This window comes from Nocardioides hungaricus, from assembly GCF_054782915.1.
On sequence record NZ_BAAGRO010000035.1, the window covers coordinates 15466 to 39136 of the forward strand.

Here is a 23671-nt window from a genome sequence, read left to right on the forward strand (position 1 = left end):
CGGGCAGCGGAGAGGCGATGAAGCATGAGCGGTACAGCCACCCGGATCGACGGGACTCTCAACCAGGAGGGTCCGGCCGCCACTGCTCTCGCGCCGCCACCAAAACTGCGCCGGCGACCCGCGCTCGTCGCCGCCGCGATCGGTGCCATCTGCGTCGGTGCATTGCTCGCCGCCTGGGCGTGGACTGCGACGACGAACACCCAGGACGTCCTGGTCGCACGCAACGCCATCGAGCGCGGTGCCGTGATCAGGGCCGATGATCTCGCCCGGGTGCGGCTCAGCGCCGACCCTGCTCTGAAGCCGGTCTCGGCGTCGCAGTTGGATCAGGTCGTCGGCCAACGGGCCGCAGTGGACATCGCCGAGGGCGGGATGCTGACGCCCGGCTCCTTCAACTCCGACGTTGTTCCCGGCGAGGGGCAGTCGGTGGTCGGTGTGGCGCTCACCGCGGCGCAGGCTCCCGGCTTCGACCTGCAGTACGGCGACCGTGTGCGAGTCGTCGTCACTCCCGCGCAGGGTGACCAGCTCCCGGCAGGAGCGCCACTGTCCAACGACGCCACCGTGGTCGGCGTGAGCACCTCCGATGAGACCCGGCAGAGGGTGGTGGACCTGCTCGTCTCGAAGGCCGACGCTGCGGTGCTGGCCACGCGGGTCGCGACCGGCAACATCGCGCTGGTCTTGGACTCCAGGGCGCGCTGATGGCTGTCGTCGCGCTCGCGTCTGCGTCCGGGTCGCCGGGGGTCACGACGTCCGCGCTCGGACTGGCGTTGCTGTGGCCCCGCCCGGTCCTGCTCGTCGAGGCCGACCCAACGGGCGGCTCCGGGATGCTGGCCGGCTACTTCCGCGGCACGAGGGAGTACGACGCCGGGCTCATCGAGCTGGCGCTGACCGCGGGCGACATCAGCGACGCGCTCGCTCAGGTCGGCCGTCCCATCGAGGGCACCACGGTCTCGTTCGTGGCCGGCCCTCGCTCCCACATCCAGGCGAGTGCGCTGAGCGATCTGTGGGACCCGCTGGCCGACGTACTGAGCGGGCTGGAGTCGACAGGGCAGGACGTGATCGTCGACGCCGGACGGCTGGGGCTCCACGGGTCACCGCAACCATTGCTCGACGCCGCCGACCTGGCGCTACTCGTCAGCGGTACGACGCTGCCGAACCTGTCCGCCGCGCGGTCGTACGCCGAGACGTTCCAACGGCCCGCGCTCGATTGGCGCCAGTCGGGAGTGTTGCTCGTCGGCGAGGGCCGCCCGTACAGCGCCCGCGACGTCGCAACGACAGTGAACCTGCCGGTCCTCGCCTGCCTGCCCGATGACCCCGGATCGGCAGCGGTGTTCTCACGTGGAGCCCGACCCGCTAAGAAGTTCAACACCGGGCCTCTCGCGCGGGCACTCAACGCGGCGATCGCCTCCATCCACTCGACGATCACCCGCCGGCGCAACGAGCTCCTGAACGGTGCCCGGTCATGACGAAGGACCGCATTCGGGAGACCCCCGGGGACCACGCAAGCCCGCCGGCCGAACTGCCGCTGTTCACCCAACCCGTACCGGCCCCCGCCGAGCAAAGCGCGACCGCCGGCCCGCCGATCTCGGTGGCACACCTGACCAGGGTGAACAACGCCGTCCCTGCGTTGCCCTTTGAGCCCGGTGGGTCACCGACGAGGAACGTGGACTGGTCGCTGGTCTCTGCCCTGCGCGCCCAGGCGTCCGAGCAGCTCAGCCAAGCGGTCTCCGCCGATCGCGGGCGACTCGATAGGATCGCGCAGGAAGAGCTGGGACGCACGATCGTGCTCGACCTCATCGAGGCCACCGTCGCAGACCGTGTCAACACCGGGATGCCTAACCTGACCGTCCTCGATCAGGATGCGTTCGCGCGGGCGGTCTTCGACTCACTGTTCCGGCTCGGCCGACTCCAGCCGCTCGTGGACGACGACCGGGTGGAGAACATCATCATCACCGGCCACGACAACGTCGTCCTCGAACTCACCGACGGCTCCCTGCTCGACGGCCCTGCTGTCGCCGATTCCGACGAAGAGCTGATCGACTTCCTGGTCTTTCTCGCCTCCCGGTCGGAGGTCAATGCCCGCGGGTTCTCTGAAGCGCAGCCCCGTCTGCACCTGCGCCTGGACGGCGGCTCGCGTCTCGCGGCTGCGGCATGGGTGACACCGCGGCCGTCCGTGGTGATCCGCCGACACCGGCTGATGGACATCACCCTCGATCATCTCGTTGCCAGGCAGATGCTCTCGCCCGTTGCCGCCTCGTTCCTGCGCGCTGCCGTGCGGGCCCGCAAGTCCATCGTGATCTCCGGGTCCCAAGGTGCCGGCAAGACGACACTGGTGCGGGCACTGTGCGCAGAGATCGACCCGTTGGAGGCGATCGGCACCTTCGAGACCGAGTACGAGCTGCATCTGCACGAGCTCGGCCGGCACCGGATCGTGCATCCGTGGGAGGCGCGTCCGGGGTCCGGGGAGCGCCGGGCGAACGGGCGTATGGCCGGCGAGTTCACCCTCGACGAGGCACTGGTCGACTCCTTCCGCTTCAATCTCGCCCGCCAGATCGTCGGCGAGGTCCGCGGCAAGGAGGTCTGGGCAATGATCAAGGCGATGGAGTCCGGCACCGGCTCGATCTCCACCACACACGCCTCGGATGCGGTGGCCGCGATCCGCAAGCTGGTCACCTGTGCCATGGAGGCCGGCCCGCACATCACCCATGCGCTCGCCACCAGCAAGCTCGCCTCGACCATCGACGTGATCGTCCACCTTGACCTGCAGACCATCAACCGGGCAGGGCAGTCGACCCGGCGACGCCAGGTGGCCGAGATCATCGCCTTGGAACCTGGCGAGCGCGAGACCGGGTACGCCACCACACACATCTTCGCGCCCGACGGCGACGGCTCGGCGGTCCCCGCGGTCCTGCCGGACGCCTACCGCGCTCTGGCCTCATACGGCTTCGACCTGACCGCGTTCCTCGCCCAACAGGAGGTGCGGTCGTGATCGTCCTCGTCCCTGCCCTCGCTGGCGCCCTTGTCGTCGGTGGCCTGATCGCGCTGGTTGTGGGCCTGCGCCCGTCCCCGGTCGACCAGCGCCCCTCCCGGCCGCGCAAGGTCCCCACGATGACCAAGCAGATCACCAAGCGGGCCCGGAGGCTCCTTCTGGCCGGGTTCGCCACGGGTGTCATGGCGTTCCTCGTCACCGGCTGGGTGCTCGCGCTGCTCGTCGTCCCGGTCGCTTTCGTCGGCCTGCCCGTCCTGCTGTCCGCGTCCTCGGCCGCCCAGCGGATCGCGCGGCTTGAAGCGATGGAGGAATGGACCCGCTCCCTTGCGGGGGTGCTCACAGTCGGCGTCGGGCTGGAGCAGGCTCTGGTAGCCACGTTGCGCTCCACGCCCGCGGCCATAGCACCCGAGGTGACCCGCCTGGTCGCCCGGCTGCGGGCGCGGTGGGCGACGGAGGAGGCGCTACGTACCTTCGCCGACGAGCTCGACGACGCCACGGGCGACCTCGTCGCGGCGAATCTGATCCTCGGCGCCCGCAGGAGGGGCGCAGGACTCGCAAGCGTGCTGGAAGGTCTGGCCGAGTCGGTGGCGGCCGACGTGCGCGCCCGACGTCAGGTAGAGGCCGACCGCGCCAAGCCGCGAGCCACTGCCCGCTGGGTCACCCTGATCAGCATCGGCGTGCTGGTGATACTCGCGGTCTCGGGGACCTATGTGAGGCCGTACCAGAGCCCACTGGGACAGGTCATCCTCCTGGTGCTGCTGTCGGCGTACGTCGCGACGCTCGTGTGGATGAAGCGGATGGCGATCGGACGAACGATGCCGCGGTTCCTCTCCCCCGCCCCCACCGTGCGGGAGGGCACCCTATGACCACGGGCCTGCAGATCGCTCTGCTCGCGGGGGCCTTCCTCGGCCTCGGGGTCGTCCTCCTCATCGCCCGCATCCTGCCAGTCGAGCCGGACCTTGCCGAAGCGCTGTCGCGGCTGACACCCGTCAGCAGGCGGGCGAGCGTGGTCGGCCCGGTCACGGCCGCGAAGGGCAAGGAACGGATCGGGGTGTGGGCGATCAAGGCCCTGCCGCCGGCCATCTGGGTCAAGACCCCCACGCGAGAGCTGGCGCTGCTCCGCATCCCGCTCGCCCGGTTCTACGGCGACAAGATTCTCATGTCACTCGTGGGGCTGGTGATCACGCCGCTGCTGGCGTTCTTCTTCCAGGAGATCGGGCTCGGGCTCCCCGTCGCGATCCCGGCCATCGCCTCGCTCGGCCTGGCCGCCGTCATGTTCTTCCTGCCCAACTACAACGCCGTCGACGACGCACGCAAAGCCCGGCTCGAGTTCTCTCGTGCTCTCGGTGCCTACATCGACCTCGTCGCTCTCGAGCGACACAACGGCTCCGGTGTACGGCAGGCGATGGAATCCGCGGCCGAGGTCGGCGACTCCTGGGTCTTCACCCGGCTCTCCGAAGAACTGACCCGGTCGCGGTGGTCGGGCCAGCCACCGTGGGATGCCCTGCACGCCCTGGCCGACGAGCTCGGGCTGCCCGAGCTCGACGACTTCGCCGACATCATGCGGCTCTCCGGAGAGGAGGGCGCCTCGATCTACACCAACCTGCGTGCCCGCTCGGCCGCCATGCGCACCGCGATGCTCAACGACGAGATCGCCGACGCCAACGCCGTCGGCGAACGCATGACCATCCCCGGCTCCCTGCTCGGCGTCATCTTCATGGCCTTGCTCGTCGCCCCATCCCTGCTGCGGATGTTCAGCAACACCTGACCCCCCAGGGCAACCCCGACAGGAAGGAACCCCCCGTGGACCGACTCATGACAGCGCTGGTCGCGCTGACGTACGGGTTCGAAAGCCGCCTCTCTCGCCGTGACGAACGAGGCTCCGTCACCACCGAGCACGTGCTCTGGGCCGTGGCCGTCATCGCCATCGTCGGCATCGTGGTCGCTGCGATCAAGGCCTACGTTGAAAACCAAGCCGGCAACATCAAGTAGACGGCTCGGTCGTCAACGCAACGAACGAGGCTCGGTCTCGATCGAGCTCGTCATCGTGCTGCCCGCCCTATTCGCGGTGATGTTCCTCGGGATGCAGGCCGCGCTCTTCTACCACGCCCGGACTGTGGCGATCGCCGCCGCGCAGGAAGGCGCGAAGGCCGCCGGCGGCGAGAGCGGTCGGGAGGCCGACGGCGTCGCCGCTGCCTCCTCGTTCATCGTCGAAGCCGGTGGCGACGACGTCCTCCCCGGCGCGAGCGCGACCGCCGACCGCACCGCGACCACCGTCACCGTGACCATTCGCGGGCGCAGCCTCAGCGTGATCCCCGGCTGGAACCCCGTAGTCGTCCAGACCGCCTCCCTGCCCGTCGAGAGGCTGACCGCGCCGTGACGATCTCGCCACGCGTGAGGAACGAGCGCGGGTCCGCGGCGATCGAGGCCGCGGTCGGAGTACCTGCTTTCGTGCTGTTCGTCGGGCTCATTATCTTCGGAGGCCGCACCGCCACCACCCAATCAGCCGTCGAGTCCGCCGCTGCCGAGGCAGCACGCACCGCCTCGATCGCGCGCACCGGTCAACAGGCGCAACAGGACGCCAAGACTGCGGCGCAGTCCAGCCTCACCAACCAGGACATCCGATGCCTCACCGTCACCGTCACGGTTGACGTCTCCGACTTCGCCAAGCCAGTCGGGCAAACCGGCGCTGTCTCCGCGACCGTTGGCTGTCTACTCGACCTGGGGGACCTGTCCGTGCCGGGCGTCCCCGGCAGTCGCCTCATCAAGGCCACCAGTCGCTCACCGCTCGACACGTTCCGGGAGCGCCGATGACGCGAAGAACCCGAGTCCCCGTCCGTGACGAGCGCGGCTCCATCAGCATCTGGCTCGCGGTGTCGAGCCTGGTGATGATGATTCTCGTCGGGCTGGCAGTCGACCTCGGGGGGCAGGTCAACGCCAAACAGCGAGCCCACAACATCGCCGCCGAAGCCGCCCGCACCGGCGGCGAACAGGTGCAGGCCGCGCCCGCGATCACCGGCCAGTACGTCGCCGTCGACGCTATCGCCGCCCGCAACGCGGCCCAGGACTACCTCGCTGCTTCTGGAGTCACCGGGACGGTGACCATCACGGACGGCGACACCATCACGGTCAACGTGACCGACACCTACACCCCGAAGTTCCTGAGCCTCATCGGCATCGGCGACCTCACCGTCACCAGCCAAGCCTCAGCACGCCTGACCCGCAGCCTCGGAGGGAGCGAACAATGACCCCGCCAACCGGTCAGCCCGGATTCCGACAACGACTCCGAGGCCTCGCGGCCACCCTGCTCGTCCTGCTCCTCGTCGCCGGAGTACCGGCCCTCCTCACCACCATCGGAGCCGCGCCGTGGACAGCCGACCTCAGCGAACTGCGGACGCTGCTCACCAGCCCCGACGACGGCACGCTCGCGATGACCCTCATCGCGACAGCCGCCTGGATCGCCTGGACCTTCGTCGCCGTCTCCGTCGTGCTCGAAGTGGTCTCACAAGTGCGGGGCCTGCCCGCCCCGACCCTCCCCGGCCTCGGCACTCCCCAGCGTGCGGTCGGCCAACTCGTGACGGTAGCCGCACTGCTCTTCGTCGCCACACCCACCGTGGTCGCGGCACTCCCGAGCCCACCGGCCCACGCCGCGACAACAGCAACCGCCCACGAGCCCGCCCGACTCGCCGTGGTCGAGGGCCCACCCGCCCTTCCGGACGCGCCTCCCGTCCCACCACGCCAAGACCCGACCTGGGCACCGGTCGAGCCCACGTCGACGATCAACTACACGGTCAAGCGCGGCGACAGCCTGTGGAAGATCGCCGAACGCCTCCTCGGCGACGGCACCCGCTTCCGAGACATCTTCAACCTCAACACCGACGCACTCGACCGACCCGACTTCATCACCCCAGGCACCGTCCTGAAGGTGCCACACGAAGCCACGCACTCCAACCCCAACAGCACAGCCGGCGAATACGTCGTACAGCCCGGTGACACCCTGTCGGCGATCGCCGACGCCCGACTCGGCGACCCAACGCGCTACCCAGAGCTCATCGACGCATCCCGCGACACCGTGCAACCCGACGGAGCAACGCTGACCGACCCCAACCTGATCCGACCCGGCTGGAAGATCACCATCCCCGGACAGGCCAAGCACAAGGCCAAGACCCCCCAGCAGCCCGAAGCACGTCCCAACGACATCGATCCGCCCAAGGACATCGAGCCGCCGGCCGAACCACCCTCAGCCGAACCGACCCCCGAGCCGGCCGAACCACCCTCAGCCGAACCGACCCCCGAGCCGACCGCAACAAGCCGACCGGATCCCGGGACCAACACCGCTGACGATGCAAACGACCAGGACGATGCCGGCGACGAGGCGACCGCGCCCGGTTGGCTGGTAGCCGGCCTGACCGGATCCGGCGCTCTCCTGGCCGGGTTCGTCCTACTCGCCGTGCGCGCCCACCGCAACACCCAACTCCGCTATCGCCGGCCCGGACAAAGCATCGCCCCTCCCCCGGAAGAACTGCGGGCGATCGAGAAGACGGCTCTCGTGTCCGGTGCCCCGCTGACGCAGACCATCGCGAATCTCGACCTCGCACTGAGGCACCTCGCCGGAGAGTGCGCAGACTCAGGACGGCCGTTGCCCCAGCTCGCCACCGCGACACTCGCCAACTCCGCCGTGACCCTGCAACTCGATGAGACCAACACCCTGCCGGCACCATGGACGGGCGCAGGCCGAGAGTGGTCGCTCCCCCTCAGCAACCCCCAACCCGAGCGCAACGACGTGCTCCCGCCCTACCCCTTGCTCGTCAGCGTCGGGCAGGACGACGACGGCCTGCGCCTCGTGAACCTGGAGCACCTCGGCGTCGTATCGCTCGTGGGCGACCCGCAGCACGCCGAGGCACTCGCACGGCACATCGCCGCCGAACTGACGCTCAACCCGTGGTCGACCACCGTCGAGGTCAACGTGATCGGACTCGGCGAAGAATTGGCCGCGCTCGACACCACCCGGCTTCGCCACCACGCCGACGGCGGGCAGATCGTCGCGGGACTCGTGCGCGACGTGACCACATCACTGGAGACCAACTGCGACGACCCCGACCCCTACCGGGCTGTCATCACGACCGGAGACGGGACAGCGCAACTCGCAACCCTCCTCGTCGCACCCCCCTCACGGATCGGGACCGCACTGGTCTCGCTGGCTGCGCCCGCACCCGAGTCGACCGTGTTCGAGCTCAACTACGCAGGGCGGCTACGTGCGCCCGTCCTGGGCCTCGACGTTCAGGCGGCCGGACTGACAAGCGAGGAGGCGACCGCTTGCGCCGCCATCGTCGACCTGACCCGCGAGAGCGCGCCGGTGACGATCCCGTCGTTCGAGCCGGCCGCCGGCGGCTGGCGTGCCCTCGCCGACCAAGCCGGTGCACTGCGCGAGGAACTGACCCACGTTCGCGACGACGGCCCAGCCGGCGACGGCTCGCTGCTTCCCGAGGCAGCCGAGGAGTACGTCGCGACCGCCGCGACCACGGTCGCCGACATCGCAACTCTGGCCCCGGTCGTGTCCGAGCAGATCCGCCGCACACTCGAGGAGGCGGACCCGACGCTCGATGAGGATGTGGCCGACTGGTTCGACGCCGAGGTACCGCGCCCCCGCCTGACTCTGCTCGGCCCCGTGAACGCCGAAGTCTTCGGCGCGGTCAAGCCCGTGATCCTGAAACGCAGACCCTACTTCGTCGAGATCCTCGCCTACCTCGCCTTGCACCCCAACGGAGCGACCGCCAATGAAGTCGCGGATGCGTTCGGCATCGCGGCATCGCGAGCAAGAACGGACGTCAGCTCGCTGCGCGACTGGCTCGGCAGCAATCCACGTACGGAGGCGCCTTACCTTCCAGCCGCCAACGAATCCCCCACATACCTCGAGTCTGGCGTCAAGACCTATCAAGTTCAGGACGTGCTGGTCGATCTCGACCTGTTCCGGCGTCTTCGAGCCCGAGGCGAAGCCCGCGGAGCCGAAGGTATACAGGATCTGACGACGGCCATGTCACTGGTCCACGGCCCGCCGTTCAGTCTGCTGCGGGCGAAGGGCTGGAGTTGGCTCCTCGACACCGAACGAATCCACGAGACAGTCGACTGCGCGATCGTCGACACCGCTCACCTGCTCGTGGTCAATGCGCTCGCCAAGGGCAACATGGGCCTTGCCCGTGAAATTGCCGAGACCGCCTGCAAGGCTGCGCCGTACGACGACATCTGCCGGCTCGACCTGGTGAAGGTCGCCGCGGCCGAGGGCCACGAGGAAGTTGCCGACAAGATGCTCGCCGACAACGTCTTCAACCGCACCGACGACTACCTGCCGCCCATCGACCTGCCCGACCGAACTGCGAAGGTCGTAAAGAACAACGGTTGGGCGGGTCGGCCACGCTCGCGAGATTGAGGGCAACAGAGGCAGCGGAGAAGGAGGGGCAGGCTCCGCTCCACCTGCTCGGCCACCCCGTCAGAGAGCCTCAACTGAGGTTCCGGTGAGGCTCCCAAACGAAACGAAACGACTCTCTGTGCTCGCGCGGGTTTTGATGGCGTTCGTTGGGCAAGGGTCGTCCTCAAGCACGAGGACGGCGACAGATGCAGCAGCACCTCAACAACAAGCCGTAGCGATCAAGATGGGAACGTCCCTGGCGTGATGAGGTTTGCAGGTGCGTCCGATCGTCAGCACCAGAAGAGGCGCACCTGGTCGCGGCTCTCGTAGACGATGCGACCCTCAATGGTTCGAACGTGCCATTCGCCATCGCCGCCGGCAAACTCCTCCGGGCCGGCCCGGACGCGGGCCCGTGCCAAGAGCCCCACGTCGGCCTGGACGTGTTGAAGAGCCGCAGGGTCGAGCTTGCGGAGCATGGGGCAAGTAGTCGCGCTGGACTCAGCCTGCGACTTCAAAGCTTCGCGCATGCAAGGCGCGCCTACTTCTCCTTGACCATTGGTCCAGGGACGGCGGAGCGAACCTGCTGTTCCCACTTGGCCTCGATGCCGAACTTGCGCCACGCGACGAGCGCCGTGGCCCACGCCAGGAGGAAAATGACGACCATCGCGAATCCGACGTAGTCCAGGTTGAGGCCAGCCAGCCACGCCAGCGGGCCCTCGCTGAAATCGAACTGCTCGACCAGCAGCCCCACCAGAACCAGGCTGCCGATACCCAACGCCACGGAGACTGACAAGACCGTGACCGTGAGGTTGTAGAAGACCTTGCGCACGGGCGTGAGGAACGCCCATCCGTAGGCCCGGGTCATCACGACTCCGTCGATCGTATCGAACAGGCTCATGCCTGCGGCGAAGAGCACGGGCATCGTCAAGATGGCGTACCACGGCAATGCGAACGCTGCGGAGCCTGCTGCGAGCACCAGCAAGGCGACCTGTGTAGCGGTATCAAACCCGAGCCCCATCAGCAGCCCGACCGGGTAGAGCTGCCAAGGTCGAGAGACCCGTCGTGTCACCCGGTCCAGCAGGCGCGCGATCAATCCGCGGTTGTGCAGATGCCGTTCCAGCTCCTCCTCGTCGTACTCGCCGTCGCGCATGGCTCGAAGGACCTTCAGGATGCCGTTGACGGCCGCCAGGTTGGCGATGCCGATGAACAGCAGGAAGGCGCCGGCTACGAGACTTCCGATCACGGCAAGGGTGTTCCCAGTCTGCGACTGCTCGTCCTGCATGACGTCGGCGACGCCCCGTACGCCCACAGCGAGCAGCAGGCTGGCCACGAAGACCACAGTCGAGTGCCCCAGGGAGAACCAGAACCCAGTACTGACCGCGGGGGTGCCCTCGCCGACGAGCTTGCGGGTCGTGTTGTCGATCGAGGCGATGTGGTCGGCGTCGAAGGCGTGGCGAGCGCCGAGCAGGTAGGCCGTCACCCCCACGCCGACGCCGAGGACGCCGGTGCTGCCGAGCTGGTATTGCTCGGGAACGACGAGCACCAGCAGCACGCCCCAGCCGACAACATGCAGCAGGAAGACGAAACTGGCCATCGTGGCGATGGAACGCTTCTCGCCGCGGTCGAAGCCTGCCTTCGGTCGGCTCATCGACAACGAACTCTGCAACTGATCCATCGATCCCTCCGCCTGCGCGGTCGCGCTTGTTGCAAATAGTATGCAATAAGACGTGATCGGTTCTGCGCGTCGGGTCACACCACGTCCGACCAAGGTCGCCACCCAAGGCGTACACCGATACCACCGGTGGATGCTGTCGGCTGCGGTGTCGACAGTGCGGCCCTCCCGGCGCGCGACGCTCAGCGGCGTCGAGGCCCCGACATAGCAGTCCTGTCGCTCGTGTCGCGGGGTCCAACTGATGGCTCTCATATCTTGCCGAAGCTTGCCTGACCTCGGGATGGGCGCCGCCCAAACGGTCCATGAACTGCGGAAACTCCGCCTGTGCCTCAAGCGGCCCGTCCTCCTAATGACGCCCTCGGGAGGGGCGCCTTTTGGTGCGCAAGCTGAGGACAGTCGAGAGCATGAACAACTTGCACCAGCAGAGAGCCGCGACAGTCCGGTGGAGTCTTCGGCTCCTCCACAACATCGCCAACGCCCCGGATCTCGTGACAGCTGCGGGACACCTCGGCGCCGGAGGCATCCCGGTCTTGCCGTGCGTCCCCGGCGGCAAGCGTCCGCTGACCCGCCACGGCTTCCAGGACGCCAGCACCGACCCCGCGGTCATCGATTCCTGGTGGATGCAGCACCCGGACGCCAACATCGGTGTCCCGACCGGCGTGATCGGTGGCATCGACGTGGTCGACGTCGACGTCCACCACGACGGCTCTGGGTACGCCGCCTTCGAGCGTGCGCGTCGCGCCGGGTTCGTCGAGGGGTGGGCCTGGCTGGTCCGAACGCCGTCGGGAGGCCTGCACGCCTACTTTCAGCGGTCCTCCGACCGTGTGCAGCGGTCGTGGCAGGTGCCAGGCAAGCACATCGATTTCCGTGGCGATGGCGGCTACATCATCGTCCCGCCCTCTCGGGTGACCGGCGACGACCGCGTACGGCGGAGTTACCGGTCGATCGTGGTCGCCGAGCACCACGACCCCCGGCCGGTCGACGCGGCCGGGCTGCGAGGTTTCCTCGACCCTCCCCGCCAGACGCTCCCGCCGGCGGACATTCCGGCCGTGGGTGCTCGCCCCGACAAGCTCGCCGCGTGGGTGGCGTCGCGTCCCGAGGGTGGCCGCAACGGTGGCCTGTTCTGGGCGGCCTGCCGGATGGCCGAGGCCGGCCACGACCTGAGCACCACGACGTCGCTGCTCGGTGAGGCGGCGTACGCCGCTGGCCTGCCCGAGCGGGAGGCGATGGCGACGATCCGATCGGCGTACCGGATCTCGACTCGGTTGGGGCCGACGGGTGCCCCATGTCCTACGCAGGCGGTCGAGGCGGTGGGCCTGTGAACACGCACCCGCGCTACGAGCGCCGTCTTGACCGTGTCATTCCCGAACCCGCGCCGGCTGGCGATGCCGAGACGTCAGTCGATGCACTCGCCGTGCACCGCGACCCGTCCGCGCCGATCGGTCAGGGCAGGCCCGAGGCTGACCGGTCCCTGCCCAGTGTCGCCTGGGTCCGCCCGAGCGAGATGCCGACCCTGCTCGGCTCGAGGTTCGTACGCCGTGGCATCGACCTCCAGGCCGAGCTGACCCGCCGCGCCCGCCGCGCTCCCGGTGCCGCGATCTCGAAGGCGGGGTTACACCGGATCACCCGGACCTCGATCGCGCGACCTGACACCGCGCCGAGCGTGCCCGGCCCGATCATCACCGACCAGGAAGGACCCGGACTGTGACGACCGAGGCAGTGAGCGAACCCGCCTTCACTACCGCCGAAGGGCTGCGCCTCCTTCTGCTTGATCTCGCCTACGCCGGACGGCGGGCGTGGCAGACCAGCCCGGAGGCGGCCGACCTGATGGCGTACGCGATGACGAAGTACGCCGGGCTGGCACACAAGTACGGCATGGAGCCGACCGAGGCTGCGGCGGCCGCGTTCGAGGTGATGCGGATGCGGTCGACCCGTGTCGCCCAAGACCCGTGGGCGGTCATCACGCACGCGGTCGAGCTGACCCTGATCTACGAGTCGCGCGCCGAAGGTCTGCTGTGCTCGACCGGGCAGGCCCGCAAGACGACCGGCCTCGGATATCACGACGCCGAGAGGTTCGCCGATCGCGACTCCGAGATCGCCGACTACCATCCCGCCTTCCACGTCCACGACGGCGTCGAGGATGTCGACCGACCCGATGTGGATGGTGAGCCGACCAACGCCTTCGTCGCGCTGGCCGATGCGGTCACGTTCTTCGAAGAGCTCGGCTGGAGACACCGCGACGCCCGCCTCGGGTTGGAGTACATCGCCGCGCGCCTCGACCGATGTGGAGATCCGAGAACGGCGTACGCCTCTCTTCGCCGGGACGGCAACGGGCCCGGCTGGCTCGACGTCGATCAGAACGGCTGGCTGACCATGCTCCGGGCACTGCTCGGCGACCCGCACACCGACTACGCCGATACGACGCGCGGGCGCGGCATCCTCCTGCGCCTGTGCTCCGGTGAACACCTCTGCGACCTCTTCCACGACGCCGCGCTCGCAGATGCGATCGAGGCGATCGCACCGGTCCACCGTGCAGCACCACGGGTCGGTGAGAGGCATGTCTGATCGCGGCCACATCGAGCTCGAACGCAGCACCGACTCCATCGTGGTCGGCGAACGGCACAGGCGAGACCCCGGCGACCTCACCGCGCTGATGGACTCCATGACGCGGGTCGGACTACTCCAGCCCGTCACCATCACCCCCGACGGCTACCTGATCTGCGGCTACAGGCGCCTCGAAGCAGCCAAGAAGCTCGGCTGGACGACCTTGCGGGTCTGGGTGAGGTCCGGGATCAGTGACGAACTGACCCGGCTCCTTGCTGAGCGCGACGAGAACACCACCCACATGCCGCTGGCCGTCGACGAGGCAGCCAAGCTCTACGCCGAACTGCGGGTCCTGATCGACGAGGACGCGGACCGTCGCAAGAAGGCGACCCAGTTCGGGGCTGTCGACGGCAGACCCGTAGGTCAGCCCGGTCACGCTGAATCAGCGGGACCGACGACGGGCCCCCTGGGCGAAGCTCGTCGACGCGCGGCGGAGATGGTCACCGGCAAGGCGTCCTACGCCCGGCTGGAGCAGATCCTGGAGATGGAACGCATCGCCGCCGACCGCGACCTGTCGAAAGACCTGCGGACGGTGGCCGAGGACGAGCTCGCCGCGATCCGCAACGGCGGCGCCGTCGACCCGGGGTACCAGCGGGTCAAGGCAGCCCAGCGCCTCGCGGCGCTGATGAAGCCCGGCGACAGCACCGACGTCGACGAAGAGCTCGACGAGGCGCTGCGACGGCAGGCGGCGGACCGACGTCGGCGGATCAAGGAGAACCGCGCCCGCCGTGAGGCCGAGGCCGCCAACCACAAGCGCTCGACCCGGTCGTTCGCGCTGAAGTGGGCCGAACTGGACGGCTGGTCAAAGAAGTACGACGTCGACCAGATCGCCCACGAGGTCAAGCCCGACGACTGGTCGCTGTTCCTGCGCGTCATCGACGAGACCAAGGCGTTTGCCGAGGCCGTCAACCTCGCCCGGGCCGGTTTGGAAGACTGCTGACATGGCATCCGCCCAGACGCTCAGCCTGCCGGACCGACAGGCCGTTGCTACGTGGGCTGCGGACTGCGTCGAGCGCGTCATTGCGTTGTTCGAGGCGGAAGCGCCCGCCGACGGCCGACCGCGCGACGCGATCGCCCGTGCCCGCGCGTTCAGTCGCGGCGAACTCGACGCCGCCAGCCAGATCCGACGGCGTTTCGAGGCCGGGCGCGCCGCCAATGCCGTCACCGGCGCAGCGGCCATCGCGGCTGCCCGCGCGGCCGGACAACTATCCGGGGTTGCGCACATGGGTGCTCATGGCCTCGGCGCCGCCGCGTACGCGCTGAAGGCCGCGAGCCTCGCGTCGCCGGACAAAGCGACCATCACGGGAGCCGAGCTTTCCTGGCAGCTGGACCAGATGACACCCGCCGTACGCGAAGCACTCGGGCGCCTTCCTGCGCTCGGGCAGGACACGGCCGGCCCCTTAGGCACCGGACTGCTGAACTCCGGGGTACTCGCCGTCAACATTCGCGCACTCCAGGACGCGCTACGGCTTCCCGGCTCAGACGCCTGAACTCGAGCCGGGCATCACCCGTCCGCGGCGAGTTCCGAGCGGAGATCGAGTGGCACACCTGAGTCGTGACCACACCGACTCACGAAGGCCACGCCGATGCTCCACCCCACCGCCGCTCCCGCTGACCTCCGCCGACGACGCGTCATCGTCGCCGCGACCGCAGGCGTCCTTCTGCTGATCGCGGCCGTGACGTACGCCGTCCTAGTCGACCGTTCGCCCTTGCCGACACCCGCACCGACCACCACTGCAAACGGCATGGCCGGGGATCCCCCGGTCGAGACGAACACCGTGATCACCGAAATCCCCGCGCTGAAGCCCACATCCGACCCTGAGACCTTCGCCCGTCTGGTCGCCGAGGCGATCTTCGCGTGGGACACCACCACCCTGATCACTCGCACCGACCACGTCGACCAGCTCCTCGCCGTGGCCGACCCGACCGGCGAGTCGAGCCCTGGCCTGGTCGCCGATCTCGACAACTACCTGCCGACCCAGGCCGCCTGGGTCGAACTCGCTACCTACGAAACCCGCCAATGGCTCACCATCGACTCGACGACCACGCCGACCTCGTGGGCAGAAGCCCAAGCGCAGGCAGGCGACAGACTACTGCCCGGCACGACGGCCTACACGATCACCGGGACCCGCAACCGCGCCGGCGTCTGGGAGTCCGAACCAGTGAGCAGCGCCCACCAGGTCGCGTTCACCGTGTTCATCGTCTGCAAGCCGTCCTACCCCCAATGCCGGCTGCTGCGGCTCTCCCGACTCGACGAACCCCTGAACTGAAGGCGGCGACCCGGGATGCGCACCATGCTGGTCGCCGGCGTACTGCTGCTCCTTCTCGCACCCGCTGCGGCGCTGCTGAGCGCGGCAGCGCTACTCAATCCGGCCGCTCAGGCCTCCTGCCTCCCCACCGGCCCGGCCGCCGGCACGGCAACCGGCACGCCGAACCCGGGGGCGACGCCATCGACACCGGTCGGTGAAACCTCGCGGGTCGTGTTCCCGCTCCCGGCCGGGACCTGGGTGCTCACCAGCGGATTCGGGATGAGGACCCACCCGATCACCGGGGTCCGCGCCCTGCACCCCGGCCTCGACCTGGCTGCACCCTCCGGGACCCCGATCTTCGCCGCCGCCGACGGTCGCGTCGTGTTCGCCGGCCCCTCGGCCGGCTACGGCAACCTCATCATGATCGAGCACACCGTGGCCGGACAGCTCGTCGTGACTCGTTACGCCCACATGACCGCGGCGAGCATCCGCGTGAAGACCGGCGACACCGTGAGCGCCGGACAACCCATCGCCGCCGTCGGCGCAGAGGGCTACGCCACCGGACCCCACCTCCAGTTCGAGGTCCGCCCCGGCGGCCGCGACGCCGCCCCCATCGACCCCACGCCGTGGCTCGCCGCACGCGGAGCCATCGACCTCAACACCGGCACCGACACTGGCGCCGAGACTGGGAGTGCTGGGTGTGGCGGACCGGACGGCACAGCCACGCCGTTCAACGGGACCGACCCCTCACAACTCGTCGACGACCCCACCAGCAACGGCAAGATCACCGCCCGCACCGCCGCCATCCTCGCCCAGATCCGCTCCCGATTCCCCGCCACCGCCTGGGCCTGCTGGTCACCACGCCCCGGCACCACCTCCGAACACCCCCTCGGCCGAGCATGCGACGGCACCCTCGGCAACGCCATCGGCGTCGCCGCCACCGGCCCCGCACTCACCCTCGGCTGGCAACTCGCGAACTGGCTCAAGACCAACGCCGAGACCCTCGGCGTGGAATACGTCATCTGGCAAGCCAAGATCTGGTCCCTGGCAAGGACCAGCGAAGGATGGCGCCCCTACGACGGCGGAGGCATGTACAACCCCGCCAGCGTCACCGGCGGCCACTACGACCACGTGCACTTCACCAGCAAGCCGAACACCGTCCCGTCAGTCCAATCCCTAGTCACGGCGCCCAGCTGGCGTGGCGGTCGTCCCCTTACGTCCCGACAGATCGGGGGGGTTCGGCGCAGCGCGTTCTGGGCTGACACCTACGTAGCGTGAAGGTTCCTGCTGCTCCACTCCCGCTCGTCGGGCCGGACTTCGGCGCGGTCGGCGGCTCCAATCAACTGCGCGCCGTCGTCGGCGCCCTGCTGACCTACGGCCTGATCGTTGCCGTGCTGATGGTCGTCATCTGCGCCGCAACATGGGCCATCGGCTCCGCGCAAGGCAGTTGGCAGACCGCCAGCAAGGCCAAGACCGGGCTTTTCGTCGCGCTCGGCGGCGTGATACTCGCCGGCGGGGCGCTGACATGGGCCAACTGGCTGCTCGACCTGGGCGCGACTCTGTGACCGGCGGGCAGATGTCAACCACGCTGGTTCACATCCACTAATGCCGCATCGGCACCCACCGCGGTGTCCGCCGAGCCATAGACCGACACACCCGGCCCTCGGTCAGCTTCTTGCACGTTGATCGGTCATCGTCGTGGCTAGGGCGAGTGACCTGGGAGCCGAGACGGATCGCGGAGCCCAGGCGAGGAACCCGCCGAAACGACGAACCATCCGGCGTCGAGTCCGAAGGGTCCCAGACGAACACCTGAGCAAGTGACCCGCCTATTCGCTCAGGAGGAATCGTGATCCCCATCGCTCGGTCCAGCACGGTCGTGTCGCTGTTGCCGCAGGACATCAGCATCGGCCCGAACTCCAACGGCCTGCCCGGCATCAGCCAGCTCAAGACGATCGTCGGAGCAACGATGACGGTCGGGCTGATCCTCGCCGTACTCGCACTCATCGTGTCCGCGATCGTGTGGGCGCTCGGCGCCAACTCGTCCAACCCGCACCTGGCCGGGCGCGGCAAGACCGGCGTCCTCGTCGGCCTCGGCGCGGCGATCATCACCGGCGCGTCGGTGGCCCTGGTCAACTTCTTCTGGAACGTCGGCCAGTCGGTCTGAACCGGCTGAGCAGAACAGGAACACGACGATGGTCGACGTATGCGCCGTATCTGTCATCTCATCGGTATGCGACACCGCGGGCGAAGCGGCCGGCTCGTTGGTGGCCGCGCCTTTCGACTGGCTCGCCCAAGGCATGGGGAACGCGGCGGGCTGGATGTTCGAGGCGGTCTGGAAGGTCTTCGACTCGACCACGATGGTCGACGTCACCAGCAGCCAGTACACGAAGGTCTACAACGTCCTCTTCGGCGTCGCCGTCTTCGTCATGCTCGGCTTCTTCATGCTCCAAGTCATCGGCGGCATGATCCGACGAGAACCCGCCGCGCTCACGCGGGCCGCACTCGGGTTGGCGAAGTCGATCCTCGGATCCTTTGTCGCCCTTGCGCTCTTGGCGACCGCGCTGGAGGTCACCGACCAGCTCTGCATCGGCATCGTCAACGCCGCCGGAACCAACATGGAGCAGATGGGCAACCGGATCGCGTTGTTGACCAGCGGACTCGCCGGGCTGAACGTCGCCGCCCCCGGCGCGGGCGCGATCCTGACGATCTTCATCGCCGGCCTCGCCATCGGCGCGGCATGCATCGTGTGGATCAGCCTCCTGGTCCGCAAGGCGCTGCTGCTCATCGCGATCGTGTTCGCCCCGATCGCGCTGGCCGGGTCGAGCTGGGACCACACCCGCGGCTGGGTCAGCAAGTGGGCCTCGTTCGTGATCGCGCTCATTCTGTCGAAGGTCGTCTTGGTGGTGATTTTCCTGCTCGCGACCGCGCAGGTCTCCGCACCCATTGACAGCGACATCCAGTCCATCTCTGAACCCATCGCCGGCGTCGTTCTGATGCTGATGGCTGGGTTCGCGCCCTACCTGACCTACAAGGCCATCGCGTTCATGGGCTTCGACATCTACCACGCGATGTCGGCCGAGCAGGAAAGCAAGGCAGCGCTCAACCGACCGGTGCCGATCCCGACGAACCGAGCACCGAGCTCCCAGCCGAGCAAGATCCTCGACGCCGGCAGCGGCGGGAGTAGCGGGAGCGGCAATGGCGGATCGTCGACGCCCTCGGCACCACCGACGGGGTCAGGTCCTTCGACCGGCGCCGCCGGCGCGTCGTCGAGTGGTGGCGGCACCGCAGCTGGCGGTGGCGCGGGTGCGGGTGCTGGTGGCGCGGCTGCGGGCGGGGTTGTTGCCGGTCTGGTGGTGGCGAAGGAGGCCGCGACCGCCGGGGTCCGCACCGGCCAGGCCGTCGGTGACGCGGCCTCGCAACACGTCGACGCCGCCGACCAGACCCCGACCGCTTCGGCCTCTCGGCCAGGTACGCCCGGCACGCCCCGGCCAAGGCCGCTGCCGCCGCAGGTCGCGGACCCGGTTCCCGTCGAGTCCAACGGCAGGGAAGGCTGACCCGTGAGCCACCAGACGACAGCACAGGGCGATCACGAGCTCGCGCCGGTGAAGTTCTCCCGTCTGGCCCGCCGCGGCGTACTTCTCGGCCTGTCCGGGTCGCAGCTGGTCGTGGTCGGCGCCGGTGCGATCGTTCTGGTCGGCGCCCTGTACTCCGGCGGCGGCGCCGCGCTGATGTACGTCGCGCCCGTCCTGCTGACATCCGCCGCGATCGCGTTCGTCGGCATCGGTGGCCGCAAGATCGTCGAGTGGCTCCCGGTCGTCGCCGCCTGGGTGTGGCGCTCGACCGGCGGGCAGCTGCTCTTTCGCAGGCGCATCGTCAAACCCCGGCCCGCAGGCACCCTGTCGCTCCCCGGCGACGCGGCGCGGCTTCGGCAATGGCTGGACCCCGAAACCGGTGCGGTGATGGTCCACGACCCGCACGCCGCGACCATGACCGCAATCGTCGGCGTCACCCACCCCGCGTTCATCCTGCTCGACCCCACCGAGCAGCAACGCCGGGTCACGACCTGGGGCCGCGTGCTCGCCACCGCCTGCCGATCCGGACGCATCGCCTCCTTGCAGGTGATGGAACGGACCCTGCCCGACTCCGGCAAGGGCCTGGCCCGATGGTGGTCCCAGCACGGCCACCACGACGACTCCGGCAATGACTGGACCTCCACGACGTACGGCGAACTCATCGACCGCGCCGGCCCTGCCGGCGAACGACACGCCAGCACCGTGTCCATCTCACTCGACATGAAGACCGCGAGCCGCGCGATCCGCGCCGCCGGTGGCGGCAACCGAGGGGCCGCGGCCGTGCTCCGGCAGGAGATGTCGACCCTGACCGCCGCCCTCCGCGCCGCGGACCTCGCACCGTCGGGCTGGCTGGAACCCGGAGACCTCGCCGTGATCCTGCGCTCGGCGTACGACCCCGTCGTCGCCGGAGCCCTGGAACGCCACGGCGACCTCGGCCGCGACCTCGCCACCGCCGGACCCATCGCCGTGACCGAGAACTGGTCCCGCATGCGCTCGGACTCCGCACACCACTGCGTGCTCTGGATCAGCGAATGGCCACGGTCGCTGGTCTACCCCGGCTTCCTCGCACCCGTCCTGCTCTCCTCCGGCGTACGCCGCACCTTCACGCTGCTCTACACGCCGATGCGAACCGACCAGGCCGCACGCGACATCCGCAAGAAGAAGACCGAGTACATCTCCGACGCCGCCCAACGCCAACGCATCGGCCAGATCGAGGACGCCCAACAGTCCGCCGAATACCACGACGTCCTCCAACAGGAAGCCGACCTCACCGCCGGCCACGGCATCCTCCGCACCACCGGCCTCATCGCCATCAGCGCCCCAGACCCCGACGAGCTCGAACGCGCCGTCGCCGACATCGAGCAGGCGGCGATCCAAGCGTCCTGCGAGACGCGTCGGCTTTGGGGTCAGCAGGCCCAGGCGTTCGCGGCTGCCGCCCTGCCGCTGTGCCGTCCGACCTGACTGATCGAACAGCGACCCGTGCTCGCGGCGGCACCAACAGGCGCTGTGGCGCGGACGTCACACCTTCCTCTCGACCCGACCCGAGAAGGGGGCTCCGATGCCCACGTCTGAAAACCCCGCGGCCGCCGCCGACCAAGCACAGGCCGCGCTACGGGCCCTGGCACACGCAACCCGTTCCGTCGAGGACCCGCGTCAGATCTACTCGGTGCTCGGGTCGCTCACCTCGGCCGTCGCGTCGCTGAGCCAGTCGCTCCACCAAGTCGCCAGGTTCCACGACGGCGCCACCAAGAGCGTGTGGGCGACCGATCATTCACCGAACGGGCGGGCGGCGGCCTACCAGGTGGCATGGGAGCTCCACCGGGCCGGCGAGATGCTCCACCAGATCGGCGAGTGCATCGCCAACGCCCACAACGCCGAGTCCTCCCTCACCTACGTCCACCGCGACTTCCCCGCCACCCCCGCTACCACTGACGCCCCTCACCGGCCGGCCGGCCACGGGCTGTCACGATGAACGGCTGGACCGAGGACCGTGTGCACAGCACGGTCCTGCTGGCCCCTCGCCGCGAACGACGCCGCGACCGACGAGCACGCAGAGCCGCCGCCAAGTCACTGCTCGCCGAGGACTACGAGACCCGCAAGACAGCGTCGAAGGCCAAGGCCGATCAACTCGCCGCGGAACGACGGTCGACGGTCGTGTTGCCGAGGGCGGGCGAGCCCGGACCCGCCGCCCTGCGTACCCCTGGCCGGCTGAGGCTTCCACGACATCAGGACACCTCGGCCACACTCGCGGGCGCCTACCCATTCCTCGCCGAGGGCGGCCTCGGAAGCGACGGCGTGTTCGTGGGCCAGGACCTCTACTCCGGGTCCTCGTTCGTCTACGACCCGTGGGTCCTCTACGCCCGCAGCCTGATCACCGCACCCAACCTCGTCCTCGCCGGCATCGTCGGCTCCGGCAAGTCCGCGCTCGCCAAGAGCCTCTACACCCGCTCGATCCCGTTCGGACGGCGCGTCTACGTGCCCGGCGACCCGAAGGGCGAGCACACCGCTGTCGCCGAAGCGGTCGGCGGGAAGGCGATCGCGCTCGGCCACGGGATGCCAAAACGGCTCAACCCGCTCGACGAGGGACACCGCCCCGCCGGCCTCGACGACGTTCAGTGGGCGGCGCAAGTCACCTCGCGGCGGCGCGATCTGGTCGGCGCGCTCGCCGAGACCGTGCTGGATCGGCGGCTCACACCGTTGGAGCACACCGCGATCGACATCGCCCTGACCGACACCGTCCGCACGGCCGACGTACCGGTCCTCCCGATGGTCGTAGAACGGCTCTTGGCCCCCGACCGGGCAACCGACACCGACGGGCGGATGGCCGAAGACGGGCGCCTGGTCGGACACGCGCTACGGCGACTCGTCGCCGGTGACCTGGCGGGCTTGTTCGACGGCCCGTCCACGGTCCGGTTCGACCCGACCCTGCCGATGATCTCGCTCGACCTGTCGCGGGTGACCGAGAACGCGACCCTCATCTCGGTGCTGATGACCTGCGCCTCGGCATGGATGGAATCAGCCCTACTCGACCCAGCCGGTGGCCAGCGGTGGGTGGTGTACGACGAGGCCTGGCGGATGATGTCGCACCCGGCGCTGCTGCGGCGCATGGATGCCCACTGGCGGCTCGCGCGGCACTACGGGATCGCGAACATGCTGATCTTCCACAAGCTCTCCGACCTCGACAACGTCGGCGACCAAGGCTCCGCGATGCGGGCACTCGCCTCCTCTCTGCTCGCGAACGCCGAGACCCGTGTCGTCTACCGGCAAGAGTCCGACCAGCTCCGCACCACCGCCGCAGCCCTCGGACTCACGGGAACCGAACAGTCACTGCTCCCAACCCTCGGGACCGGGCAAGGGCTGTGGCGGATCAAGCACCGCTCGTTCGTCGTCCAGCATCAACTCCACCCCGCCGAACTGGAGCTCTTCGACACCACCGCCCGCATGAACACCGCCCTGTGACTGTTCGTTGGATTTCTGAAGGTTTCTCGCCGAACTGTCACACGCTCGGCGCCGAAGTGGGGCGTCTACGTGCATGTTCGCTGAACTGCCGGATGGTTGCCAACCACGCGGAGAACTCTGGCCCCGCAGTCAACGACTGCGCGCATGACCTCGATCGGCTTTCAACTGCCGGGAGCTGCGGATGCTGCCGCGATTCGCTTGATGTCCCAGATGTGGTGGTTGGCGTCGTGGCAGTTGTTGCGCGCGATGTCTTCCGCACGCTGGAGTCCACGCGTGGCGTGCTGCAACTCCACGCCTTCATCGACAGCAGCGGTCAGCACATCCGCCCATCGCTCGGCGGCATTGCCCGCCGACCACAGCCCGACTTCGAGCGGGATGGAGGCGTAGCCTCTCGCTTCGCCCAGGGCGTCAGGGTCGTATCCGGCGACGTCGCGTTGCCCTGCCAATCGCGCGGCTTGGATCCGCTCGGACCATTGGCGGAGGTTGTCACCCACGTGGGAGACGTACTCGGCGACCGACCAGCCGTCGAGGCGCTCCTGGCATATCAGGGAGCCAGCCGCTTGGCGAGCGTGTTCCTCGAAGCCCCGCACCCAGCAGATTGCCTCCGGCGGAGTGATCGACCAGCCGAAGTCGCATTCCCGACAAGGTTCGCCGAACAAGGCCGCTCCCCAGAGTTCCACGGCGCCCACCCTAGAGCGGGAGCGTGGTTGGACGTTCGTGCAG

Annotated in this window: 26 protein-coding genes; 23 read left to right on the forward strand and 3 right to left on the reverse strand. The window is 68.8% G+C overall.

Annotation, left to right across the window (positions count from 1 at the left end; genetic code table 11):
* The first annotated feature begins 24 nt into the window (after positions 1-24).
* From ACYVKX_RS15255 to ACYVKX_RS15300, 10 genes are all read left to right on the forward strand, one after another.
* Positions 25-696 (forward strand): SAF domain-containing protein, encoded by a 672-nt coding sequence (locus ACYVKX_RS15255; RefSeq protein WP_460834009.1) that lies wholly within the window; start codon positions 25-27, stop codon positions 694-696.
* Positions 696-1463 carry a hypothetical protein gene (locus tag ACYVKX_RS15260; RefSeq protein WP_460834011.1) on the forward strand — a complete coding sequence of 256 codons (768 nt, stop codon included), beginning with the start codon at positions 696-698 and terminating at the stop codon, positions 1461-1463. Before ACYVKX_RS15255 ends, ACYVKX_RS15260 begins: the two co-directional genes overlap by 1 nt.
* Positions 1460-2986, forward strand: a complete 1527-nt coding sequence (locus ACYVKX_RS15265; RefSeq protein ID WP_460834013.1) for a CpaF family protein — start codon at positions 1460-1462, stop codon at positions 2984-2986. Before ACYVKX_RS15260 ends, ACYVKX_RS15265 begins: the two co-directional genes overlap by 4 nt.
* Complete coding sequence (locus ACYVKX_RS15270; protein ID WP_460834015.1) at positions 2983-3852, forward strand: type II secretion system F family protein; 870 nt, start codon at positions 2983-2985, stop codon at positions 3850-3852. The genes ACYVKX_RS15265 and ACYVKX_RS15270 overlap by 4 nt, the downstream gene beginning before the upstream one ends.
* Positions 3849-4754, forward strand: coding sequence for a type II secretion system F family protein (locus ACYVKX_RS15275; protein WP_460834018.1), 906 nt, complete (start codon positions 3849-3851; stop codon positions 4752-4754). Before ACYVKX_RS15270 ends, ACYVKX_RS15275 begins: the two co-directional genes overlap by 4 nt.
* A 35-nt stretch (positions 4755-4789) precedes the next feature.
* A complete protein-coding gene (locus ACYVKX_RS15280; protein ID WP_460834021.1) occupies positions 4790-4978 on the forward strand; it encodes a hypothetical protein in 189 nt (62 codons plus the stop codon).
* Positions 4950-5366, forward strand: a complete 417-nt coding sequence (locus ACYVKX_RS15285) for a TadE family protein (RefSeq protein ID WP_460834023.1) — start codon at positions 4950-4952, stop codon at positions 5364-5366. The genes ACYVKX_RS15280 and ACYVKX_RS15285 overlap by 29 nt, the downstream gene beginning before the upstream one ends.
* Positions 5363-5800 carry a TadE/TadG family type IV pilus assembly protein gene (locus ACYVKX_RS15290; RefSeq protein WP_460834026.1) on the forward strand — a complete coding sequence of 146 codons (438 nt, stop codon included), beginning with the start codon at positions 5363-5365 and terminating at the stop codon, positions 5798-5800. Before ACYVKX_RS15285 ends, ACYVKX_RS15290 begins: the two co-directional genes overlap by 4 nt.
* Positions 5797-6234, forward strand: a complete 438-nt coding sequence (locus tag ACYVKX_RS15295) for a TadE/TadG family type IV pilus assembly protein (protein WP_460834028.1) — start codon at positions 5797-5799, stop codon at positions 6232-6234. Before ACYVKX_RS15290 ends, ACYVKX_RS15295 begins: the two co-directional genes overlap by 4 nt.
* 182 nt (positions 6235-6416) lie before the next feature.
* Positions 6417-9413: a LysM peptidoglycan-binding domain-containing protein gene (locus tag ACYVKX_RS15300; RefSeq protein ID WP_460834030.1), complete on the forward strand. Its 2997-nt coding sequence runs from the start codon at positions 6417-6419 to the stop codon at positions 9411-9413.
* Between the two features lie 269 nt (positions 9414-9682).
* Here the strand turns inward: ACYVKX_RS15300 and ACYVKX_RS15305 are convergent, their stop codons facing one another.
* Together ACYVKX_RS15305 and nicT are read right to left on the reverse strand one after the other, a co-directional pair.
* Positions 9683-9868 carry a hypothetical protein gene (locus tag ACYVKX_RS15305; protein ID WP_460834032.1) on the reverse strand — a complete coding sequence of 62 codons (186 nt, stop codon included), beginning with the start codon at positions 9866-9868 and terminating at the stop codon, positions 9683-9685.
* Positions 9869-9930: 62 nt separating this feature from the next.
* Entirely contained in the window at positions 9931-11067 is a 1137-nt protein-coding gene (nicT, locus tag ACYVKX_RS15310) for a Nickel transporter NicT (protein ID WP_460834035.1), read from the reverse strand.
* Between the two features lie 401 nt (positions 11068-11468).
* Between nicT and ACYVKX_RS15315 the strand changes: the two genes are divergently transcribed.
* The 13 genes from ACYVKX_RS15315 to ACYVKX_RS15375 all read left to right on the forward strand — a co-directional run bounded on the left by ACYVKX_RS15315 (position 11469) and on the right by ACYVKX_RS15375 (position 22948).
* Positions 11469-12386, forward strand: coding sequence for a bifunctional DNA primase/polymerase (locus tag ACYVKX_RS15315; protein WP_460834037.1), 918 nt, complete (start codon positions 11469-11471; stop codon positions 12384-12386).
* A 92-nt stretch (positions 12387-12478) separates the two neighbouring features.
* Entirely contained in the window at positions 12479-12772 is a 294-nt protein-coding gene (locus ACYVKX_RS15320) for a hypothetical protein (RefSeq protein ID WP_460834039.1), read from the forward strand.
* An 11-nt stretch (positions 12773-12783) separates the two neighbouring features.
* Entirely contained in the window at positions 12784-13629 is an 846-nt protein-coding gene (locus tag ACYVKX_RS15325) for a hypothetical protein (protein WP_460834041.1), read from the forward strand.
* The gene (locus ACYVKX_RS15330) at positions 13622-14608 is read left to right on the forward strand and encodes a ParB N-terminal domain-containing protein (RefSeq protein WP_460834043.1); all 987 of its coding nucleotides are present in this window, start codon (positions 13622-13624) and stop codon (positions 14606-14608) included. The genes ACYVKX_RS15325 and ACYVKX_RS15330 overlap by 8 nt, the downstream gene beginning before the upstream one ends.
* Before the next feature lies 1 nt (position 14609).
* Positions 14610-15158 carry a putative immunity protein gene (locus ACYVKX_RS15335; RefSeq protein ID WP_460834046.1) on the forward strand — a complete coding sequence of 183 codons (549 nt, stop codon included), beginning with the start codon at positions 14610-14612 and terminating at the stop codon, positions 15156-15158.
* A 96-nt stretch (positions 15159-15254) separates the two neighbouring features.
* Entirely contained in the window at positions 15255-15938 is a 684-nt protein-coding gene (locus ACYVKX_RS15340; protein WP_460834049.1) for a hypothetical protein, read from the forward strand.
* Positions 15939-15953: 15 nt separating this feature from the next.
* Complete coding sequence (locus ACYVKX_RS15345; RefSeq protein WP_460834051.1) at positions 15954-17195, forward strand: M23 family metallopeptidase; 1242 nt, start codon at positions 15954-15956, stop codon at positions 17193-17195.
* On the forward strand, positions 17192-17482 hold the full coding sequence (locus ACYVKX_RS15350) for a DUF6112 family protein (protein WP_460834053.1): 291 nt from the start codon (positions 17192-17194) through the stop codon (positions 17480-17482). Before ACYVKX_RS15345 ends, ACYVKX_RS15350 begins: the two co-directional genes overlap by 4 nt.
* Positions 17483-17763: 281 nt before the next feature.
* The gene (locus ACYVKX_RS15355; RefSeq protein ID WP_460834055.1) at positions 17764-18081 is read left to right on the forward strand and encodes a DUF6112 family protein; all 318 of its coding nucleotides are present in this window, start codon (positions 17764-17766) and stop codon (positions 18079-18081) included.
* Between the two features lie 100 nt (positions 18082-18181).
* On the forward strand, positions 18182-19471 hold the full coding sequence (locus tag ACYVKX_RS15360) for a TrbL/VirB6 family protein (RefSeq protein ID WP_460834058.1): 1290 nt from the start codon (positions 18182-18184) through the stop codon (positions 19469-19471).
* 3 nt (positions 19472-19474) lie between these two features.
* A complete protein-coding gene (locus tag ACYVKX_RS15365; RefSeq protein WP_460834060.1) occupies positions 19475-20950 on the forward strand; it encodes an SCO6880 family protein in 1476 nt (491 codons plus the stop codon).
* A gap of 97 nt (positions 20951-21047) precedes the next feature.
* Positions 21048-21461, forward strand: a complete 414-nt coding sequence (locus ACYVKX_RS15370) for a hypothetical protein (protein ID WP_460834062.1) — start codon at positions 21048-21050, stop codon at positions 21459-21461.
* On the forward strand, positions 21458-22948 hold the full coding sequence (locus ACYVKX_RS15375) for a VirB4 family type IV secretion system protein (protein WP_460834064.1): 1491 nt from the start codon (positions 21458-21460) through the stop codon (positions 22946-22948). Before ACYVKX_RS15370 ends, ACYVKX_RS15375 begins: the two co-directional genes overlap by 4 nt.
* A gap of 161 nt (positions 22949-23109) precedes the next feature.
* Here the strand turns inward: ACYVKX_RS15375 and ACYVKX_RS15380 are convergent, their stop codons facing one another.
* Complete coding sequence (locus ACYVKX_RS15380) at positions 23110-23628, reverse strand: hypothetical protein (RefSeq protein WP_460834066.1); 519 nt, start codon at positions 23626-23628, stop codon at positions 23110-23112.
* Positions 23629-23671: the final 43 nt, after the last annotated feature.

Bases quoted from the DNA above. Each gene is read 5' to 3' on its own strand.
- ACYVKX_RS15275 (WP_460834018.1), top strand. From the start codon at position 3,849: ATGACCACGGGCCTGCAGATCGCTCTGCTCGCGGGGGCCTTCCTCGGC.
- ACYVKX_RS15265 (WP_460834013.1), top strand. From the start codon at position 1,460: ATGACGAAGGACCGCATTCGGGAGACCCCCGGGGACCACGCAAGCCCG.
- ACYVKX_RS15345 (WP_460834051.1), top strand. From the start codon at position 15,954: ATGCGCACCATGCTGGTCGCCGGCGTACTGCTGCTCCTTCTCGCACCC.
- ACYVKX_RS15340 (WP_460834049.1), top strand. From the start codon at position 15,255: ATGCTCCACCCCACCGCCGCTCCCGCTGACCTCCGCCGACGACGCGTC.
- ACYVKX_RS15295 (WP_460834028.1), top strand. From the start codon at position 5,797: ATGACGCGAAGAACCCGAGTCCCCGTCCGTGACGAGCGCGGCTCCATC.
- nicT (WP_460834035.1), bottom strand. From the start codon at position 11,067: ATGGATCAGTTGCAGAGTTCGTTGTCGATGAGCCGACCGAAGGCAGGC.
- ACYVKX_RS15330 (WP_460834043.1), top strand. From the start codon at position 13,622: ATGTCTGATCGCGGCCACATCGAGCTCGAACGCAGCACCGACTCCATC.
- ACYVKX_RS15305 (WP_460834032.1), bottom strand. From the start codon at position 9,868: ATGCTCCGCAAGCTCGACCCTGCGGCTCTTCAACACGTCCAGGCCGAC.
- ACYVKX_RS15255 (WP_460834009.1), top strand. From the start codon at position 25: ATGAGCGGTACAGCCACCCGGATCGACGGGACTCTCAACCAGGAGGGT.
- ACYVKX_RS15375 (WP_460834064.1), top strand. From the start codon at position 21,458: ATGAACGGCTGGACCGAGGACCGTGTGCACAGCACGGTCCTGCTGGCC.
- ACYVKX_RS15315 (WP_460834037.1), top strand. From the start codon at position 11,469: ATGAACAACTTGCACCAGCAGAGAGCCGCGACAGTCCGGTGGAGTCTT.
- ACYVKX_RS15260 (WP_460834011.1), top strand. From the start codon at position 696: ATGGCTGTCGTCGCGCTCGCGTCTGCGTCCGGGTCGCCGGGGGTCACG.
- ACYVKX_RS15300 (WP_460834030.1), top strand. From the start codon at position 6,417: ATGACCCTCATCGCGACAGCCGCCTGGATCGCCTGGACCTTCGTCGCC.
- ACYVKX_RS15335 (WP_460834046.1), top strand. From the start codon at position 14,610: ATGGCATCCGCCCAGACGCTCAGCCTGCCGGACCGACAGGCCGTTGCT.
- ACYVKX_RS15370 (WP_460834062.1), top strand. From the start codon at position 21,048: ATGCCCACGTCTGAAAACCCCGCGGCCGCCGCCGACCAAGCACAGGCC.